Raw genomic sequence first — 19,559 nt, 5'->3', positions numbered from 1 at the left:
GGGGTCTGGGTGGATTCCCCGATGGCGCGACGGCGCGAACGCCGACAGACTGGTCACCATGACCTCGCACGCCGTTGGCATCGACCAGGCCCAGACGCAGGCTCCGGCCGTCGTCGCGGCCACCGCCGAAGACCTGACCAAGGTGTACGGGACCGGAGACACCCAGGTCACCGCGCTGGATTCGGTGTCGGCCGAATTCGTCAAGGGCGAATTCACCGCGATCATGGGACCGTCCGGCTCCGGCAAATCCACTCTCATGCACTGCCTGGCCGGGCTGGACAGCGCCAGCTCGGGCACGGTGCGCATCGGTGACACCGCGCTGAACGAACTGTCGGACAAGCAGATGACGCGGCTGCGGCGTGACCGCATCGGGTTCGTGTTCCAGGCGTTCAACCTGGTCCCCACGCTGACGGCGCTGGAGAACATCACCCTGCCGCTCGATATCGCCGGACGCGCCCCCGACCAGCAGTGGCTCGACACCGTGCTCGACCGGCTCGGCCTCACCGACCGGCTGACCCACCGGCCCAGCGAACTGTCCGGCGGGCAGCAGCAGCGGGTGGCCTGCGCGCGGGCGCTGGCGGGCAAACCGGAGATCATCTTCGGCGACGAACCGACCGGCAACCTGGACTCGCGCTCCTCCGGTGAGGTGCTGTCGATCCTGCGCACGGCGGTCGACGAATTCGGGCAGACGGTCGTCGTCGTCACCCACGACCCGCACGCCGCTTCCTTCGCCGACCGCGTCGTTTTCCTCGCCGACGGCCGCATCGTCGACGAATTGCGCGGTCCCACCGCCGAATCGGTGCTGGACCGGATGAAGGCGCTGGAGACCAAGTGATGGCGGGCAACCCGATGCGCAAGGTCGCCTTGCGCAATCTCGCCGCGCACAAGGTGCGCCTGGCGCTCACCCTGCTGTCGGTGGTGCTCGGCACGGCGTTCATCGCGGGCTCGTTCGTCTTCACCGACACCTTGCAGCGCACCTTCGACGGCATCTTCGCCGACGAGGCCAAAGGTGTGGACGTGCGCGTCAGCCCGGAGGAACGGCAGTCGCTGGGTGTGCCGCAGGAGGTGGTGGACAAGATCGCCGCCATGGACGGCGTGCGCGCCATCGCGCCGAGCGTGAGCGGGCCGGTGGTGCTGCTCGACCCGGAGGGCAAGAAGGCCGTGCAGACCGGCGGTGCGCCGAGCTGGGGCGAGTCCTATCTGCCGCCGGAGCGGGCGATCGCCGAGCCCGAGCAGTTCGTCGCGGGCACGCCGCCGTCGCGTCCCGGCGAGATCGCGCTGAACACCGGAGGTGCCGAACGCGCCGGACTCGAGGTGGGCGACCGTACCAAAATCCTGGTCCCGTCGCAGGGCACCGTCGACGTCACGCTGACCGGCATCTACGACGTCGCCGCCGATACCGGCGGATTCATCGGATTGCTGTTCGAGGACAGCCAGGCCCGCGCGCTGTTCACCGACGGCAAACACGTCGCGCACGTGGACGTCGCGGCCCAGGGCATCCCCGGCGACGAACTGCGCGACCGGATCGCCATCGCGTTCCCCGACTTCAAGGTGCAGAACGGCGAGCAGGTCCGCGCCGAGATGAAGGCCGAGATCTCCGAGGCGCTCAACTTCATCAACTACTTCCTGCTCGCCTTCGGCGCGATCGCGCTGATCGTGGGCACGTTCATCATCTACAACACCTTCTCCATGATCGTGGCCCAGCGGCTGCGTGAACTCGCGCTGTTGCGTGCCATCGGGGCGAGCAGTCAGCAGGTGGGCCGGTCGGTGGTCGTGGAGGCGCTGGTGATCGGTGTGATCGGCAGCGTCATCGGGTTGGTGGCCGGGGTCGCGCTGGCCTTCGGGTTGTCGGCGGTGCTCAACGCGTTCGACCTCGGATTGCCGACCGGTTCGATGACGGTGCTGCCGCGCACGATTCTGGTCGGGCTGCTGGTCGGCCTGCTCGTCACCATGGTCAGCGCGTACGCGCCGGCGCGGCGGGCGGCGAAGATCCCGCCGGTGCAGGCTATGCGTGAGGAGTTCGCCTCGGCCGATGAATCATTGCGGGTCCGCACCTGGCTGGGGCTCGCGCTCGCGGTGGCCGGGGTGGTGCTGGTGGTGGTCGGCGCCCAGTCGACCGGCGGAACGGCCGCGGCGACCGTCGGCGTCGGCGCGCTGGGGTTGATCTTCGCGGTGCTGCTCGCCTCGCCCGCGCTGTCGCGGCCGGTGGTGGGTGGACTCGGGCTGTTGCTGCGCCCGTTCGGTCCGATCGGTGCGATGGCGCGCAACAACGCCGTGCGCAATCCACGCCGGACCGCGGCGACGGCCTTCGCGCTCACCCTCGGGCTGATGCTGGTCTCGGCCATCGGCATGCTCGGCGCCTCCGCGAAGGCCAGCGTCGGCGTGCTGGTGGACAAGGGCGTCGCGGCCGACTACGTGCTGGCCGGTCCGCAAATGGGCGGGCCGCAGTCGATCGGCGTGCCCGCGCCCGCTGTGGAGGCCGCGCGTCAGGTTCCCGGAGTGGACGAAGTCGTCGCGATTCGTGGCGTCGGCGTGAAGATCGGCGACGACGAGGAATTCGGCACCTCACCCGACGGCCCGCTGGACCGGGTGCTGAACTACGACATCCTCAGCGGCACCGGCACCCTCGGTGAGCGCGACATCCTCGTCGCCGAAGACGAAGCGGCCGAACATGATCTGAGCGCCGGTCAGCGGATCGAGCTCACCAGCATGGACAAGAAGCAGATCCCGGTCACCGTGGCCGGTATCTACCGGAAGTCGCCGCTGATGGGCCCGCTCGTCGTCGCGCCTGCCGTGTTCGACCAGGTCATGCCGCCCACTATGCGCGTCAACGTGCTGGCCCTGGTGGCCGCCGAGCCCGGTGCGGATCTGGCCACCATGCGCACGGACCTGGAGCAGGCCACCGTGCAATCGGTGTTCGGCGCCGACGAGTCCGGCTCGGATCAGACCACCGAGGCGTCGCTGGTCCAGGTGCAGGACCGGGAGGAGTTCAAGGGCGCGCAGGGCAGGCAGATCAACACCATGCTCGCCATCCTGTACGGCCTGCTCGCGCTCGCGGTGGTGATCGCCATCCTCGGCATCGTGAACACCCTGGCGCTGTCGGTGGTGGAGCGTCGCCGCGAGATCGGCATGCTGCGCGCCGTCGGTACCCAGCGCGCCCAGGTGCGCCGCACCATCTACCTGGAGTCCATGCTCATCGCGGTCTTCGGCGCCATCGTCGGCGCCATCCTCGGTCTCGGCCTCGGCGTCGGATTCCTGCGCACCCTCCGCGACCTCGGCCTCGACCAGATCGCCGTCCCCTGGGGCCAACTGGTGCTGATGCTGATCGGCTCGGCGGTGGTGGGTGTCCTCGCGGCGCTCTGGCCTGCGGTGCGCGCGGCCCGGACCCCGCCACTGGCGGCCATCGCGGATTTGTAGGTGCTGGTCGGCGACGGCTCCGGGCCGTCGCCGGCCAACTCAGCTGTGATACCTGGCCATCCAGCCGTAATCCATATAACCGCTGCCATCCGTGGGCGGGCGCGGGCCGAACTCGATGCTGAAATCATGCGCGAGATCCCAGACGGGACCGGCGACTTCGCACGCCCCGGCCCAATCCTCGGGTATGCCCTGATAGCCGTAGCGGGCGCCGAGCAGATTTCCGCACATCGCCCCGGTCGCATCGCTGTCGCCGGAATGATTCACCGCCAGGCGCAGGCCGCGCTGGACGATCTGCTGGGTCGTCCCACCTCCCGACTCCGCAGACAGCGCGGCGTAGGTCGCCATCGCGAGCGCTTCCGGTGCGGTCCATCCGGCACCCAGCGATTCCAGCCGCTCGGCGGTTGGTTCCCCACGGCCTGACAAGCGCACCGCCTGCGCGAGTGCTTCCGATACCTCGCGGTGATGGTCGTGCCGGGCAAGTTCCGTGCGTGCCCGGTCCACCGCGGTGCCGAGGTCGTGTCCGGTCCACAGACCCGAAATGATCGCGGCGAAGGCTCCGGCGGCGAGCCAGCCGCTCGGATGGCCGTGGGTCAGGGCGGCGGCGTCGCAGGCGAGTTCGAACGAGGACGTCAGGGTGGGCAGGAAACCGCAGGAGGCCACGCGAACCGCGCACGCGGAACCTTTGGAGTCGTTGATCGGTGCGGTGGTGGTGCCGAGGGGCCGGCGCGGCTCCCTGCGCTCGGCCGCCGCCCACAGCGCGTTCAGGACGGTGCGGGAGGCGCCCCGCCGCTCGGCGATGGCGGGCAGGTCCAGCAGGGCGCCGTAGGGCGGATAGTCTTGCTCGGCGACCGAATCGACCTGCGATCGTAGCCATTCCAGGCACAGCGACTGGAAGATCGCGATCGTCGGCCCACCGGTACCGCGTTCCCGGGCTCGGACGCTGCTGCGGATCATCGCATCGACCATCAGCAACGCGAGCTGGCTTTCCTCCGAGGTCCGCCCGGTGAACTCCGTCGGCTGATTGCTGTACTCGGCCACCTTGCCGCGAAACCCGCACCGCCCGTACCGTTCCCGGATCTCGCCGAGTGTCAGATTCTCCACCGTGGCACCGAGCGCGTCACCGACTGCGCCGCCGAGCAGGCACCCGTGCGCGATCGGGAACGTGGCCGGGGGAATGCTCGCCAGAGGTGAATACGGCCGCGGCATGGGCGCAACCATCGCGAGCCCCTCGCCAGGTTCCGGCATCCCGGGCAGCGGTGGTTGGTCGGAGAACACAAATGGTTCCGGCAGCCAGTCCGGCCATGGGTTCGGCGGCAGTGGCAGTTCGTTATCGGTCACGATCGTCCTGTGGTGGTGTTGGCCCAGGTGCGGATGTCGCCGCGGTTGAGGGCTAGGGCGAGCAGGTCGGGGAAGCGGTCGGGGGTGCAGGCGAAGGCGGGGATGCCCAGGGCGTCGAGGGCGGCGGCGTTGTCGTGGTCGTAGGCGGGGGCGCCGTCGTCGGAGAGGGCGAGCAGGACGATGACCTGGACGCCGGACTCCTTCAGGGCGTTGACGCGGCGGAGCATGTCGTCGCGGATACCGCCCTCGTACAGGTCGGAGATCAGGACGAACAGGGTCTCCTCGGGGCGGGTGACCAGGGTCTGGCAGTAGGCGAGGGCGCGGTTGATATCGGTGCCACCGCCGAGCTGGGTGCCGAACAGGACGTCGACCGGGTCGGACAGATGCTCGGTCAGGTCGACCACCTCGGTGTCGAACACGACCAGGGAGGTGCGCAGCGATCGCATGGAGGCCAGGACCGCGCCGAACACCGAGGCGTACACCACGCTCGAGGCCATGGACCCGGATTGGTCGATGGCCAGCACCACGTCCCGGCGCACCGCCTTGGCGCGGCGCCCGTAGCCGACCAGGCGTTCGGGGACGACGGTGCGCTGTTCGGGCAGATAGTGGGCCAGGTTCTTGCGGATGGTGCGGTCCCAGTCGATATCGCGCGGCCGCGGCCGGCTTACCCGGGCCGCCCGGTCGAGCGCGCCGGTCACCGCGGCCACGGTGCGCGCCGCCATCCGCCGCTCGATATCGCGCACCACCTGCTCTACCACCGCGCGGGCGGTGGACCTGGTGGTTTCCGGCATCACCCGGTTCAGGCTGAGCAGTGTGCCGACCAGGTGCACATCCGGTTCCACGGCCTCGAGCAGCTCGGGTTCGAGCAGCAGTTGGGTGAGGTTCAGCCGTTCGATGGCATCGCGCTGCATCACCTCCACCACCGATGACGGGAAGTAGGTGCGGATGTCGCCGAGCCAGCGGGCGACTCGCGGCGCCGAACCCTGGAGGCCGGCCGAGCGCGGGCCCGAAGCGGCAGGCGGGTCGCTGTCGTAGAGCGTGGACAGCGCGCCGTCCATGGCGGCGTCGTCGGCGGAACCGAGCCCACCGAGTTCGGCTTCGGCGGCGGTGCCGAGCACCAGACGCCAACGGCGAGTGGCGGATTCGCTGTCGAGCTGATCGTCGTCCGGCCGTGTGTCGTTCATGGCCCCACTCCCAGGATGTCGGCGACCACCCGCATCGCCCGGGCGCCGCGGTCAGGGTCGAGCTGCCGTGCATCCGCCGCACCTGTCCCGCCCGATACTCCGTCACGCACGGCGGCTCCGATGGCTCGGCGTTCGCCCGATTCGAAGGCGCCGAAGGTGCGGCGCAACAGCGGCAGGGTCTGGACGAACTGGTCGTCGTCGAGGGTGCGTAGCCAGTCGTCGACCAGGCGTAACAGTTCGCGGTCGTGCACCAGCAGCAGCCCGCGCCCGCCGAGGAAGCCGTCGATCCAATCCGCTTTGGCCGCAGCGGTACTGCCGATCGACAGCGCCGCGGCGAGCCTGCGCGCGGATTCGGCCGCATCGATGCGGCCGGCATCGCACAGCAGCCGCACCGTGCGGCCGACGATCGCGCCGTGCACGTCGTCGCGGTCGGCGATACGGTGCAGCGCCTCCAGCCAGGCCTCGCGTGCCGCGGTGTCATCGCGGATGTGGATGGCGGTGTGTCCCGCATCGATCAGGTCGCGCAATTCCACCGCCGCGTCGGTATCCAGGCCGGTGACCGCGCCGTGCAGGCCCGCGCAGATGCGGATGAGCATGCCGTCGGCGACGTGGGTGAGCGCCGCGGTATCGGTGCCGCGAACATCGCCATAACGCAGGGTGCGCACCAGGGCGGGCAGCGCGGCCAGCAGATGGGTGACGTCGTGATCGAGAGCCGCCACTGATTCCAGCCGGCCGATGAGTCCGGTCGTCGCGCCGCCCAGATCGGCCAGCAAGGCCAGGCCGAGTGCGTCGGTGAGGTCGCCGACGGTGCGGTCGTCCCGGTCCGCGGTATCGAGGAGTTTGGTTTCCGCGGCGGAGGCGACCGTGGTGCCCCAGCGCGAGGCCTCGATCACCGCCACGGCGAATTCCGGTTCCCATTGCAGGGTCCAGGTTTCGCGGAAGGTGCCGGTGGCGCGCACGTCGCTGTCGGTGGGGATGCCCCACTCCACCTCGAGGATCCGCAGCCGGTGCAGCAGCCGGGATTTGAGCCGGTCGCGCTCCTTGCGCAGGTCGAGTTCGACGAGGGCGGCCTGTGGCTGCTGTTTCAACCGCAGGGTGCGGATCTGGGCCCGCAGATCGGCGTCCAGCGGAACCGTCGGCGTGGTCGCCGGGACCGAGCCGAGCGCCTCACCGACCACGAGTTCGGCGCCGATCAACCGCAGCATGGCCTCGTCGCCGTCGCACAGCACCGCGCGGGTGGCCTCGGTGACTTCGGAGAGCCCGGCCAGCGGTCGATCACGCAGCGCCGCCAGGGTTTCGGCGAGGCGCACCGCCTCGATGATGTGCGCGCTCGACACCGGCAGGTCGTGGCCGCGCAGCGTGGTGGCGACCTTCGTCAGCCAGCGGGGGATGGGCTGCTCGGTCTCGGTGAACAGATGGTGATACCAGCCGGGGGAGGTGACCCCGGCGCCGTACCCGGACGACGCCGCCAACCGCGAATGCGTCCACGGCACCCACGTCAACCGCGCCTTCACCTTCGGCAGGCCTTTCAACAGCCGGGCGTCGGGTGCGGCCGGACCCAGCGGCTCCACCAAGGCGGGGGCGTGCCAGGCGCCGCATACGATCGCGACCCGTTGGGCGCCGCCCTTCAGCACCTTGCGGATGGTCTGCCGCATGTACGCCTCGCGCCGCAGTGTGTGGGCGTCGATGCCCTGTGCGGCGGCGACCAGGGTCGGCTCGGTCCCGGTGCTGCTGTCGTCGTCATCGCCGGTACTGCGTGACTCCGATTTGGACCGGGCGTCGTGGTGCCCGTCGTTGCCTTCCTCATCGGTTACCGGAACAGGCTCGGCCGCATCTGGTTTCGTATCCGGCGTAGCGCCCTGCCCCGGAGGAGGCCCGCCGCCCGGCTGCCGCGGATCGGTCGCGGTAGTCGCCGGTCCGATGCGGCGGGCGATGCTGTCGCGCAGCGCGCCCATCGCTTCGGTGAGCGCGTCGAAGGTTTCGATGTCGGTGGTGGATTCGACGATCGCGTCCCACCAGCGTTCGGCGTCGTCGTAGCCGGCGGCAGCGGCCAGTTCTGCGAGAGGGTCGATGCTGTCGCCGGGCTCGGCGTCCAGGGCGAGCACGGTGGTGGCGGGCAGATCACAGAAGTGCACCGGCACACCGTGTTCGGTGGCGTAGCGCAGTGCCTGCCACTCCGGGGAGAATTCGGCGAACGGCCAGAACGCGGCGCGGGTGGGTGCCTCCGGCACGTAGGCGAGCATGGCGACCGGCGGCACCAGGCTCGGATCGCCGAGGTAGGCGGTGAGCGGGTCGGCGTCGGCCGGGCCCTCGATCACGATGGTGTCCGGGCGATAGTGGTCCAGCGCCAGCCGCAGCGAGCGCGCCGAACCCGGGCCGTGATGCCGGATCCCGAACACCCGCGTTCGCGGTTCGGAGGCGTCCGAGCCGGAGTCGGGGTCGGCTGCGCTCATCCGCCGACCTCGCGGCACGCGCGATAGAAGTCGGACCACTCGGGGCGTTCCCGGACGACGGCCTCCAGATATTCGGTCCACACCACGGCGTCGGCCACCGGATCCTTGATCACCGAACCGAGCACCGCGCCGGCCACATCGCCGGCGCGCAGCACACCGTCACCGAAATGCGCCGACAACGCCAGTCCATTGGTGATCGCCGAGATCGCCTCGGCGGTCGACAAGGTGCCCGACGGTGACTTGAGTTTCGTGCGCCCGTCGGCGGTGACGCCCTCGCGCAGCTCGCGGAAGATCCGCACCACCCGCCGCACTTCCTCGGCCGCTGCCGGTACTTCGGGCAACTCCAGGGCGGACCCGAGTTGGGCGACCCGTCGGGTGACGATGGCGACCTCGTCCTCCTCACTGGCGGGCAGCGGCAGCACCACGGTGTTGAACCGCCGCCGCAGCGCCGAGGACAGTTCGTTGACACCGCGGTCGCGATCGTTGGCGGTGGCGATCACGTTGAATCCCTTGGCCGCCTGCACCTCCGCGCCCAATTCCGGGATCGGCAGCGTCTTCTCCGACAGCACCGTGATCAGCGCGTCCTGCACGTCGGAGGGGATGCGGGTGAGTTCCTCGATACGGGCGATGGCACCGGTGCGCATGGCGGTGAGCACCGGTGAAGGCACCAGCGCACCGTCGCTCGGCCCTTCCGCGAGCAGGCGCGCGTAATTCCAGCCGTAGCGAATCGCTTCCTCGCCGGTGCCCGAGGTGCCCTGCACCAGCAGCGTGGAGGCGCCGCTGATGGCGGCGGAAAGATGTTCCGACACCCAGGTTTTGGCGGTACCGGGCACTCCGAGCAGCAGTAGCGCGCGATCGGTGGCCAGGGTGGCCACCGCGACTTCCATCAACCGGCGCGGCCCCACGTACTTCGGGCTGATCACCGTGTCGTCCTCCAGGGTGCCGCCGAGCAGGTAGGTGACCACCGCCCACGGCGACAACCGCCACGACGGTGGCCGCGGCCGGTCGTCCACCGCGGCGAGAGCCCGCAGCTCATCGGCGTAGGCCTGTTCGGCGTGCGGACGCAGCAGATGCGTGTCGGTAGCGGTCACTGCAACTCCTCGAGCATCGTCGATCGGGTGGTGATGTCATCGGCGAGCCGGTCGAAGGCCCGCGTCCAGGCCGGGTCGCCGCAGCGGCGGGCCACGGTCGTCGCCAGTGGCGCCGCGGCCGGCGGCAGGTGCACCGACGCGGCGGTCAGCAACGACCGGTGCGCCGTCGGAGTGGTGCCGTGCGCGCCCGGACGTCGTTCGGCCGCGCGCGCACGTTCCTGGAGCAACAGCAGCACATGCCGGGCCACGGGTTCCGGCCACGGATGCCCGAGGGCCGGTAGCAGCGCCTCGATCTCCGACAGCCAGGCGCCGTCGAGGCGCAGCACATGCCGGCTGCGGTCGGCCGGCGGGAGCAGGCCGAACAGTTCGCGGCGGCGCAGCATGGCCAGATCCGAGGGGACGCCGGCGTCGAACAACGCACGGGCCCAGCGCGGATCGCGTTCGGCCAGGGTGGCATCGACCCAGCCGTCGAACATCGGCTGCCGGAACCGGTCGTCGATCCCCGCGCCGGTGGCGCGCTGCGGGGAATGCAACACCGCCTCCCAGTGGGCGAGCGGGGTCGCGGCCACCAGATGACGCAACCGCCCGGCCGTGACGTCGGGGGCACCCGCCCACCGATACCCGAATTCACCGGCTCGGTCGGTGATGCCATCGCGAAGGGCCGCGGCATCGAGTTCGTCCGGTATCTCCACGCTCACCTGCGCGTGCAGTGCGCGCCTGCCGATCCGAATCCATGTCTCGGCGCGTTCGGTCATCCGGCGGGAGAAGGCCGAATCGGGTAGCAGGCGCAGCAATCCGGCCGCGGTCCGGCGCACATCGCCGCGCCGGTCGTCGAGGGCCGACTCCAGCAGCGGCTCGTCGGCGGCACCGATCCCGTCTTTCAGGACCGCCAGCAGCTCGGCTTTCAGTGGCCCGGTTTCCGATTCCCACGCCGAGTCCAGGACCGCCCGGGCGGCGGACGGATCACGGTACCGGAGCGCGGCCAGCCACGCGGTTCGCTCGGCCGGCTGCCCGAACCGCCACGCGTCGTCACTGCTTGCCTCGGGTGCCGCCGTCCCATACCGGATCAAGCTGTGCCAGGCCGGGTTCCGCTCGGCCAGCCAGCGGCCCCGGGTTCCGGCCAGCCGCAGCAAGGGTTCGCGCACATCGGCGTGGCCGGCGGCGAAATCGAGCAGCTGCGCACACAGCACGTCGGGGGCTCGATAGTCCGAGGGCGCCGCGGCGCCCAACCATTCGGGCAGGAAATGCGAACGATCGCGCAAGAGCTGGGTGAGCCGTTCGGCGGCGGCGCGCGGTAGCAGCGCGCGTGGGTCGTCGTCGGCAGGCTCCGGTAGCTCGGCGTGGTCCGGGAGCACGCCGCCGCGCGCGAAAGCGGTGTCCAAGGCGGCGGATTCGAGCAGTGCCAGGGCGGGATCGTTATCCAGCCGGTCCACCGCCGCGGCGACGGCGGAGGTCAATGCGCCCGTCGGTGGCGGACGCCGCGCGGTGCCGAGCAATGCCGCGGACGCCAATTCGGCCGAGGCGAGGGCCTCGCGTCCACCCGGACCACTCGCCGCCGCGGCGACATCGGTCACCTCGCCCGAGGCCAGCACCGACAGCGGCAGCAAGCCACTGTCGGTCCATTCGGCCGTGACGGTCACCGGATGACCACCGGAGACGCCCAGCAGTTCCCACGGCGGCTCCACGTTCGCTAGTGGGAGTGCCGCACGGCCGTCGGGTTCGGCCAGTTGCCAGCCGCGTTCCCCCGGCACCGGCACGACGTCGCCGAGCAGCATCGGCCACGCACTGAGCCACGGGTCGGCAGCGAGCGCATCGGCGTACTGGTCCAAGGCGGCGCCGATTCCGGAACCGGCCTCCCGAGGCACCGTCGTGAAGGGCTCGGCACCGCCGTGCGCGGCGCCCCACAGCGCCCGCAACGGTGCGGCCGCCGGATAGAAGTGCAGATCGGCCTCGGCCATCATCCCGAGCGCGGGCGCTTCGACGGCGAACCCGGGCGAACCGAAACTGTGGTCGATCAGCAACCCCCAGCGGCCGCTGCGCCGCCCGTACAGCCAGGTGCGCCGGGTGTAGAGACGTTCGTCCTCGGTGACGCGGAGACCGACGGTCATCCACTGGTCGCGGACGGCCGGTTCGGCCCGCACCGCATCGGTCCTGGTCGGATAGCCGATATGGGTGCGGACGCTGGCGGCCAGCGGGGCGGGCAGCTCATCGAGCCTGCGGTGAGCGGTGACCAGCAGATGCAGCCGCGCGTACCGGTCAAGCACGACCTGCGGCCAGTCGGACCGGGTGATCACGGCCGCGGGCACCTGCCGCAGGATCGCCGCCACACCCGGCGCCTGCGCATCCACCATGCGCGCCGCCATCGTCTCGAACGCACCGAACGACCGATCCGACTGCGCCAGCCCGGTGCGCACCTGGTCGGCCAGCCAGATATCGAGTTCGGCCAATCCCGCGCTCACCCGTACCCGGCGTTGCTGCGCCGTGGCCGGGTTCTGGCGCGCAGTCACCGGCTCTGCCTCACGTGCTCCATACTTCCCCCGCTCGTCGAGCCCCCTGCATTCGGTCCCCGGATTTGTACCCCATCGCACCGACAAGTTCCCTCGCCACCCGCATCTACCTGGGAAATCGACTGTGCCGTCGAATTTTTCGACAACCGGCCGCATCGCTTGCGGTTGCGTACCGGTGTGAGCTCTGGCATTCTGACCTGTTCGGCTCGCCCGAGCCACCCGAACAGGGTGACACACCAATGAGCTGCCCGTCGGGGCTGGCGAGGGGTGGACATCGGAGCGCAGCCCCGTGTTTCGATGGCCAATTCCATCCCCGCGGGCAGTTTCTCATCTGTGCCTATGCCCGGCTATCGGGTAGCGTTTCCGGCAGCTTTCGTACAGTGCGACCGCGCGCGGGGTGGAGGTGCGCCGCGGTTCGGTGGTGCAGGGGGTGGTATGCGCACGAATTCCGAGACGGGCCCGGCGAGCCGGCAGGCACCCCGCCTGGCCGAACTGGTCATGCGGCGGCTCGACGCCGACCCGGCGGTCACCCCGGATATCGCGCACACCGTGCTCGCCGCCCTCGGCGATCTCGAAACGGGCGAACCCACAGCCGAATTCGACGCCACCGGTATCTTTCTGCGCGCGATCCGTGTGCGCGGGTTCCGCGGCATCGGCGCCGAGACCACCCTCGAACTCCCTCCCGGTCCCGGCCTGACCTTGGTGGTCGGACGCAATGGTAGCGGTAAATCCAGCTTCGCCGAGGCTGCGGAACTGGCACTCACCGGCGGAAACCGGCGCTGGGACGGGCGATCCGCCGCATGGCGGGAGGGCTGGCGCAATCTGCACGAACCCGAAACCACCCGGATCGAACTGGATCTACTCGCCGGCGGCGAGCCCCCCGAACTCACCGTCGTCAAGGAGTGGTCGCCCGACGCCGCGCTCTCGGAGGCACGGTGGACCCAGCGCACGCCGACGGGCACTGCACCGTTTCCGGCGCGCCGCTGGTCGGTGCCGCTGGAGCTGTACCGCCCGTTCCTGTCCTACAGCGAATTGGGTGCGCTGGTCGACGGCAAACCGAGCGAATTGTTCGATGCCCTGCACCAATTGCTCGGCCTCGATGAACTCACCGTCGCCCAGGAGACCATCCGGCTGCGCCGCCTGGAACTCGAACGCGCTGCCCGCGACTCCCGCCAGGAACGGCTCGAGCTGCTCGCCGACCTGGCCGCTGTGGCCGACGATCGCGCCATCCGGATGAGCGAACTGCTGCGCCCGCCCGCACCCGACCTCGCCGCGGTCGAGTCGGAACTGTTCGGCGCCGATCCGGGCGGCGAACCCGACGGCCTGCGCGCCATCGTGCGGCTGCGCCTGCCCTCGGAATCCGACGTCGCCGAGGTCGCCGACCGGCTGGCCGAATGCGGCGCCGCCCTCGACCGCGACTCAACCGCCGACGCCGAAGCCGACCTGCGCATCCTGGACCTGCTCACCCGCGCCCGCGACCATGCCCTGCTCAGCGGGCCGTGCCCCTGTCCGGTGTGCGGGCAGGGCAGCCTCGACCCGCAATGGTCACAGGCTGCCGACGCTTCCATTGCGACCCTGAGCGAGCGGGTAGCCGCGTTGGCCGGCGCCCGCGACGAGCTGGGTGACGCGCTGCGGGCGGCCCGCTCCCTGCCGGAGCAGATTCCGGCCGAACTGGCCTTCGACCCGCGCAATCCACCCAGCGTCGACACCGCCGCCGTCCGGCGCGCGTGGTCGGAATGGGCGGCGCTCACCAACGCCGAATACACCCCCGACCTGCCCGGCAGGCTGCGCGCGGCACACGCGCGCCTGGTCGACGAACTCGACTTCCTCCAGCAGGGCACCCGCAAGGAACTCGACCGGCTCGACGAGGTCTGGGCTCCGCTGACCCCGCGCATCGCCGCCTGGCTCGACGGTGCCCGCGCGGTGGCGGCACACGCCGAGGAACTGCGCACGGTGCGCAAGGCCGAGGAGTGGCTCAAGGCGGCCACCGCCGGGCTGCGCGGGGAACGGATGGCGCCGCTGGAGACCACGGCGCGCTGGGTCTGGCACAGCCTGCGTCAGCAGAGCAACGTCGAACTGGGCGGCATCCGGCTGCAAGGCAATGTGAACACCGCGCGGCGGGTCCTGCTCGACGTCACCGTCGACGACGTGGACGGCGCCGCACTCGGCGTGATGAGCCAGGGCGAGCTGCACGCCCTCGGGTTGTCGCTGTTCCTGCCGCGCGCCACCGTGGAGGACAGCCCGTTCCGGTTCGTGATGATCGACGATCCGGTGCAGGCGATGGACCCGGCCAAGGTCGACGGGCTCGCCCGGGTGCTCGCGACGGTGGCGTGGACCCGCCAGGTGGTGGTGTTCACCCACGACGAGCGGCTGGCCGAGGCGGTACGCCGGATGCAGATCGACGCCAGGGTGCTCGAGGTACAGCGGCGCGAGCGTTCCCGGGTAGAGGTGCGGGTGGCCGGCGACCCGGTGCTGCGCTATCTCGACGACGCCCGCGCGCTCACCCGCACCCCGCAGCTGCCACCCGCGATCGCCGACGAGCTGGTCGCCACCTGCTGCCGGTCGGCGCTCGAGGCCGCCAGCCTGGCCCGGGCGCGACGGGTGCTGCTCGCCGACGGCGTCGACCATCGTGAAGTGCAGCGGCTCATCGATACCGCCCAATCCACCCGGGCCATGGTCGCGCTCGCGGTCCTCGGGCCCTCGGGCCGGATCGAAGACTTAGGCAAACACCTTGCTCGCGAAGGCAAATGGGCCGTCGGCGCGCTGCGTGACGCCACCGCGGGCGCGCATGTGCCGATCGGGCGCAGCATGCAGGAGCTGATCGCCGATACCGAGAAGCTCGTCGACTGGCTGGCGCGATGAGCGAGGAGGCCAGACCCGCGCGGCGGCGCCGTCGTGGGGCCCGGGGTAAAGGCGGACGGTCGCGGCGAGGTCCCCAATCGCCCTATTCGCATGGCCGAGGTCGCGATGAGTACCGCTCGGATGTGCCCCGCCCGACCGTCGCCGAGCGGCTGGCCGCGGTGGACGGGCTGCTCGACGGCACCGTCACCGACGCGGGTGGCCTGTGGTCGCGGGCGACCGCATGGATCCTGCGGATCGCGCTGGAACAGGTGGTCGACGAGCTGTGGGTGCGGGTGGCGCCGGAGCTGATGCGCTGCCCGATGCGGGCACAACTGCTGGCCCTGCGCACCTTCGCCGGGCCACTCACCGCCGCCCGGATCGCCACGCTGTGGTCGGCGCTGTCACATGCCGCCCACCACCACGACTACGAGCTGGCCCCCGGCGTCACCGAACTGCGACGCTGGCGAGAGGAGACCGCACGCATCGCCGACGAACTCGCCGCGATCCGATGAACGCCGGCCCGCATGATCGGGGAGCGCTCGCCCAGAAGTGTGCAGGCAGCCGCGATCAGGACCGCCCACCCGATGTCGCGGAGGACTCCCGGCTTGGCCGTAGCGACGACGGGTGAGCATGATCGACGTCATGGATCAGACGCAGTCCTGCCCGTGCCGGCGCGGTGAACCGTTCGGCAGCTGCTGCGCGTCGATACTGGCCGGTGAGCGTGACGCGCCGACCGCCGAGGCATTGATGCGCTCGCGTTATACCGCTTTCGCCGTCGGCGACGTCGACTATCTGCGCCGCTCCTGGCATCGGCGCACCCGCCCGAAAACCCTGGAACTCGACCCGGATCAGCGCTGGCTGTTCCTCGAGATCCAGCGCACCGAACGCGGTGGCCCCTTCGACGACACCGGCACGGTCGAGTTCACGGCACATTACCGGGATGAGTCCGGCCGTGGCAGCCTGCACGAGGTCAGCCGGTTCGCCCGGGAGGACGGGCGCTGGGTCTACCTGGACGGCGAGGTCAGCGCATGATCCGCGCCCTCGCCCGGACAACGCTGGCACCGGTAGGGTTCGCCGCATGCCACGTGTCGCGATCGAGTACTGCACCCAGTGCCGCTGGCTGCTGCGCGCGAGCTGGATGGCGCAGGAACTGCTGAGTACCTTCGCCACCGAACTCGGCGAGGTCGCCTTGATCCCGGGGACCGGCGGGGTCTTCCGCATCACCGTCGACGGTGAGCAGATCTGGGAACGCAAGGCCGACGGCGGATTCCCCGATATCGCGGTGCTCAAGCAGCGGGTGCGGGACCGGGTGGCGCCGGAGCGCGATCTCGGCCACGTCGACCGCCGGGACTGAACGGCGCGGCTCAGCCGCAGCAGCCGCCCCCACAGCAGCCACCGGACGGACGCGGAGCGGCGACGGGCGCCGGTGCAGCGGCCCGGCCGACAGTGGCGAAGGTGGTGAGCAATTTGACGGTGTCGTCGTGCCCGTTCGGGCAGGCGGCGGGCGCGGACGCCTCGGCCATCGGACGGTTCACCTCGAACGTGTCACCGCAGCTGCGGCACCGAAAGTTGTAACTCGGCATCGGCCCAGTGTAGCCAGGGCGTGACCGAGCAGACATTCGCCGCGGAATCGCTCGCTGAACTGCGCCGCCGACTCGCCGGGAGCGACGCGCCGTCAGATGGTTTGCTTCGGTCACCACGGGTGTCACGAGCACCGTCGTACCCTCGATAGACAGAGGTATGGAGGAGGGTCCGCGATGAGCACCGAGTTGATCCGAGCGACGGCCACGCAGGACGAGTCCGGGCCGGTGGCCGATACCGAATACGGCCGGGTGCGCGGGCTGCGCGAGGGCGGGGCGCTCGTCTGGCGTGGGATTCCCTACGCCGCCGCACCGGCAGGCCCGCGCCGATTCTCCCTGCCTCGGGCCCCTCGACCGTGGGACGGCATCCGCGAGACCGTCGAGCCGGGCGAGATCGCGCCGCAGAACATGGACAACACCGTCCCCATCGACAAGGGCCTGCGGATGGGCGAGGACTGCCTGTGGCTCAATGTGTTCGCTCCGGCGGGCACCGAAGACGGCCCGCGTCCGGTGATGGTGTGGTTACACGGCGGTGCGTACTGCCTGGGTACCGCGGCCCAGGGCATCTACGACGGCCGCAAGTTGGTCGAGACCGGCGACGTCGTCGTGGTGACGGTCAACTACCGGATCGGCGCGCTCGGCTTCCTCGACCTGTCCTCGCTGTCGCCGGACTTCGTACCCAATCTCGGCCTGCACGATCAGGTGTTCGCGCTGGAGTGGGTGCAGCGCAATATCGCCGCGTTCGGCGGCGACCCGGACAACGTCACCCTGTTCGGTGAGTCCTCCGGCGGCGGCTGCGTGACCGCACTGCTCACCGCGCCCCGCGCGGCCGGGCTGTTCCATCGGGCGATCGCGCAGAGTCCGCCCGCGACAACAGTGTTCGGCCGCGAACGCGCCGCCGGCGTTGCCGATCGGTTCCTGGAACTGATCGACCTGCCTCGTGAACGGGCCGGCGAACTGCTGGAATGCCCGCTCGACCGGATCATCGACGCGGCCGCGATCCTGATCGATGAGGTGCCGATCCAGGCGCCCGGAACCTTGGCGGCGGCGCCTGTCGTCGACGGTGATCTGCTGCCCGGCTATCCGACCGACCGTTTCCGCGACGGGCTCTCGCACCAGGTGCCGCTGATCATCGGCACCAACAAGGACGAGGCCTCGCTGTTCCGGCTGTTTCGTTCACCGATCATGCCGGTGACGCCGGAAGCAGTGAACGCCATGCTCAACGGTGTGCAGGAGAGTCATCCGGGGATGTCGCACGAACGCATCGCCGAGATCACCTCCGCCTACCCGGATCTGGCCAAGCCGCGTGGCGCGCTGGCCATGTCGACCGATGCCGCGTTCCGGATGCCCGCGCACTGGGTGGCCGACACCCATTCCCGGCATTCGCGCACCTGGATGTACCGGTTCGACCATGCCACCCCGATGTTGCGGGCCGCGCGCGTCGGAGCCGGGCACGCCACCGAATTGCCCTATGTCTTCGGCAATTTCGGCACCTTCAACCATGATCCGACGTTCTGGCTGGGCGGCCGCAAGGTGGCCACCGAGGTGTCGGGGCGGATGATGCGACGCTGGCTGGCCTTCGCGCATCACGGGGTGCCCGCAGCGCTCGACGGGTCCAAGCATTGGCCGCCGTATCACGAGGCGACCCGCACCACCCTGCTCATCGATGCCGTCGACCGCGTGGTCGACGATCCGGATCACGACCTGCACACCGCGTGGGGTGAACAGGCGGTCGGCTTCGCCTGAGCGTGCCCGGGCGGGCCATCCCCGCCCCGGCCCGCCCGGAACACGGGCCGGCGATCAGACGCCGCTGTGCTGCGGGCTGCGCGCCCGCGGGCCCAGGTTCACCGGCATCTGCTCGTATCCGTGCAGCGTGTACAGCTGCCTGCGGCGTGGTGGGCCTTCCAGCCGTAGCTCGGGGAAGCGGTCGAACAGTGCGCGCAGGGCGTAGGTGGCTTCCATGCGGGCCAGGCTGGCGCCGAGGCAGACGTGGATGCCGCTGCTGAAGGTCAGATGATCCTTGGCATTGGCTCGGGTGATGTCGAACCGGGCCGGGTCCTCGAAGACCGCCGGATCACGGTTCGCACCCGCCAGTGACAGCACGACGGTAGCGCCGGCGCGTAGTGGCACGCCCTCGAACTCGAGATCTGTGAGTGCGGTGCGGGCCGTGGTCTGTACCGGCGGATCGAACCGCAGCACTTCCTCCACCGCGTTCGGCCACAGTTCCGGTTCATCGCGCAGCCGGGCCAGCTGTTGCGGGTGGGCGAGCAACTGGCCGACACCGTTGGAGATCAGGTTGACCGTGGTCTCGAATCCGGCGCCCATCAGCAGGCTCGCGGTCGCGATGAGTTCTTCGGTGTTCAATTCGCCGGCGCTGACCAGCGAGCTGAGGATGTCGTCGCCGGGGGCACGGCGTAGCCGCTCGATGTGTTCGATCAGGTAGTGATTCATGACATGCGTCGCGTCCATGGCGTTCTGGTGCGCGCGCCAGGAGATCCCCAGGTCCAGCAGCGGGGTCATCCGGTCGCCCCAGCGCAGGAACATCTCCCGGTCGGCATCCGGGAAGCCGAGCATCTCGGAGATGATCGCGATCGGCACCTGCGCGGCGTAGGCGTGCACCAGATCCGCCGACCCGTGCGGCGGGAGGGCGTCGAGCAGTTCGGTGGTGACGCTTTCGACCCGATCGCGCAGCCTGCCGATGGCGCGCGGAGTGAACGCCGACGCCACCGGTTTACGCATGCGGGTGTGCTCGGGCGGGTCGATCACCAGCATCGACGGCGGTTCCACCGGGTTGGGCGGCACCGGGAAATGCTTGGCCAGCCGTTGCAGTGGGCCGGGGACGAAGCTCTCGGGCGCGCGGACCCCGAACCGGTTGTCGCGCAGGATGGCTCGGCTCAGCGCGTGGTCGAAGGTGACCCACGACAGCGCGGCCCGCCGTAGCCCGCCCTCGCCGCGTAACTGTTCGATCAGCGGATACGGATCGTCCACCCCGACGGGCCCGCCCATCAACTGGGCGAACGCATCGCCACGGCGGGCCTGCGCTCGCAGGACCGCGCGCGGGGCACCGTGCACCGACAACCACCGGAACAAATACTGCGGCTTCATCTCTCACCCGACCCCATCGTCTGATGTGTGTGCGATATCACCA

The 19,559-nt window shown here is 70.3% G+C and carries 14 protein-coding genes; 7 read left to right on the top strand and 7 right to left on the bottom strand.

Annotation, left to right across the window (positions count from 1 at the left end; genetic code table 11):
• Positions 1–58: 58 nt before the first annotated feature.
• A complete protein-coding gene (locus tag NOCYR_RS21840) occupies positions 59–835 on the top strand; it encodes an ABC transporter ATP-binding protein (protein WP_014352581.1) in 777 nt (258 codons plus the stop codon).
• Positions 835–3,417, top strand: a complete 2,583-nt coding sequence (locus NOCYR_RS21835) for an ABC transporter permease (RefSeq protein WP_014352580.1) — start codon at positions 835–837, stop codon at positions 3,415–3,417. The genes NOCYR_RS21840 and NOCYR_RS21835 overlap by 1 nt, the downstream gene beginning before the upstream one ends.
• Before the next feature lie 39 nt (positions 3,418–3,456).
• Here NOCYR_RS21835 and NOCYR_RS21830 read toward each other — a convergent pair whose 3' ends face one another.
• The 5 genes from NOCYR_RS21830 to NOCYR_RS21810 are packed head-to-tail and all read right to left on the bottom strand — an operon-like array spanning position 3,457 to position 11,990.
• Complete coding sequence (locus NOCYR_RS21830) at positions 3,457–4,755, bottom strand: ADP-ribosylglycohydrolase family protein (protein WP_197538396.1); 1,299 nt, start codon at positions 4,753–4,755, stop codon at positions 3,457–3,459.
• On the bottom strand, positions 4,752–5,939 hold the full coding sequence (locus NOCYR_RS21825) for a VWA domain-containing protein (protein ID WP_014352578.1): 1,188 nt from the start codon (positions 5,937–5,939) through the stop codon (positions 4,752–4,754). The genes NOCYR_RS21830 and NOCYR_RS21825 overlap by 4 nt, the downstream gene beginning before the upstream one ends.
• Positions 5,936–8,392 (bottom strand): DUF5682 family protein, encoded by a 2,457-nt coding sequence (locus tag NOCYR_RS21820; protein WP_014352577.1) that lies wholly within the window; start codon positions 8,390–8,392, stop codon positions 5,936–5,938. The genes NOCYR_RS21825 and NOCYR_RS21820 overlap by 4 nt, the downstream gene beginning before the upstream one ends.
• A complete protein-coding gene (locus NOCYR_RS21815) occupies positions 8,389–9,483 on the bottom strand; it encodes an ATP-binding protein (protein WP_014352576.1) in 1,095 nt (364 codons plus the stop codon). Before NOCYR_RS21815 ends, NOCYR_RS21820 begins: the two co-directional genes overlap by 4 nt.
• Positions 9,480–11,990, bottom strand: a complete 2,511-nt coding sequence (locus NOCYR_RS21810; RefSeq protein ID WP_014352575.1) for a DUF5691 domain-containing protein — start codon at positions 11,988–11,990, stop codon at positions 9,480–9,482. The genes NOCYR_RS21815 and NOCYR_RS21810 overlap by 4 nt, the downstream gene beginning before the upstream one ends.
• Before the next feature lie 435 nt (positions 11,991–12,425).
• Here NOCYR_RS21810 and NOCYR_RS21805 point away from each other — a divergent pair, with 435 nt between their 5' ends.
• The 4 genes from NOCYR_RS21805 to NOCYR_RS21790 all read left to right on the top strand — a co-directional run bounded on the left by NOCYR_RS21805 (position 12,426) and on the right by NOCYR_RS21790 (position 16,185).
• On the top strand, positions 12,426–14,852 hold the full coding sequence (locus NOCYR_RS21805; RefSeq protein WP_014352574.1) for an AAA family ATPase: 2,427 nt from the start codon (positions 12,426–12,428) through the stop codon (positions 14,850–14,852).
• A gap of 122 nt (positions 14,853–14,974) precedes the next feature.
• Positions 14,975–15,343: a hypothetical protein gene (locus tag NOCYR_RS21800; RefSeq protein ID WP_014352573.1), complete on the top strand. Its 369-nt coding sequence runs from the start codon at positions 14,975–14,977 to the stop codon at positions 15,341–15,343.
• 130 nt (positions 15,344–15,473) lie between these two features.
• Positions 15,474–15,863 carry a YchJ family protein gene (locus NOCYR_RS21795; protein ID WP_048834375.1) on the top strand — a complete coding sequence of 130 codons (390 nt, stop codon included), beginning with the start codon at positions 15,474–15,476 and terminating at the stop codon, positions 15,861–15,863.
• 46 nt (positions 15,864–15,909) lie between these two features.
• The gene (locus tag NOCYR_RS21790) at positions 15,910–16,185 is read left to right on the top strand and encodes a SelT/SelW/SelH family protein (RefSeq protein WP_014352571.1); all 276 of its coding nucleotides are present in this window, start codon (positions 15,910–15,912) and stop codon (positions 16,183–16,185) included.
• Positions 16,186–16,195: 10 nt separating this feature from the next.
• Here the strand turns inward: NOCYR_RS21790 and NOCYR_RS28620 are convergent, their stop codons facing one another.
• A complete protein-coding gene (locus NOCYR_RS28620) occupies positions 16,196–16,414 on the bottom strand; it encodes an FmdB family zinc ribbon protein (RefSeq protein WP_081505479.1) in 219 nt (72 codons plus the stop codon).
• Positions 16,415–16,588: 174 nt separating this feature from the next.
• Between NOCYR_RS28620 and NOCYR_RS21785 the strand changes: the two genes are divergently transcribed.
• Positions 16,589–18,157: a carboxylesterase/lipase family protein gene (locus tag NOCYR_RS21785; protein WP_014352570.1), complete on the top strand. Its 1,569-nt coding sequence runs from the start codon at positions 16,589–16,591 to the stop codon at positions 18,155–18,157.
• Positions 18,158–18,211: 54 nt separating this feature from the next.
• Here the strand turns inward: NOCYR_RS21785 and NOCYR_RS21780 are convergent, their stop codons facing one another.
• Complete coding sequence (locus NOCYR_RS21780; RefSeq protein ID WP_014352569.1) at positions 18,212–19,516, bottom strand: cytochrome P450; 1,305 nt, start codon at positions 19,514–19,516, stop codon at positions 18,212–18,214.
• Between the last annotated feature and the right edge of the window lie 43 nt (positions 19,517–19,559).

Origin of the sequence: Nocardia cyriacigeorgica GUH-2, from assembly GCF_000284035.1 — a bacterium.
GTDB lineage: Bacteria > Actinomycetota > Actinomycetes > Mycobacteriales > Mycobacteriaceae > Nocardia > Nocardia cyriacigeorgica_B.
This window is presented reverse-complemented; position numbering and strand designations above follow the sequence as displayed.